This window comes from Salmonella sp. SAL4457, assembly GCF_046548235.1.
Taxonomy (GTDB): domain Bacteria; phylum Pseudomonadota; class Gammaproteobacteria; order Enterobacterales; family Enterobacteriaceae; genus Salmonella; species Salmonella enterica.
This window is the reverse complement of record NZ_JBGDZO010001230.1, coordinates 1-240: the sequence shown is the minus strand read 5'-3', so window position 1 is coordinate 240 and position 240 is coordinate 1. Positions and strand designations below refer to the sequence as shown.

General features: G+C 69.2%; 1 protein-coding gene. It reads left to right on the top strand.

Annotated elements, in window-relative coordinates; genetic code table 11:
- Nucleotides 1–240, top strand: a 240-nt coding sequence (locus ACLJNW_RS28110) for a hypothetical protein (protein WP_410961903.1), incomplete at both ends; no start/stop codon positions are given.

Here is a 240-nt window from a genome sequence, read left to right as displayed (position 1 = left end):
CCGCGCAACAGGGCGGAGAACCGCTGGTGCAATTGTTCCGGCGGAAGGAAGCGGCCGTCGCTGCCAAGGTTGTCGGTGAAGGCGGCGCACTGGGCACCGGGAATGTGTCCGGCGACCGGATCTATGGGCTCGACTTCGCCACGGAAGCGCGGCTGCGCGCGAGCATCGAGCAGCGCCAGTCCGGGTTGGCCCAGTTGGGCCTGGAGGGTGGCGGCGTCGATCAACAGCGAGGCATCGGGC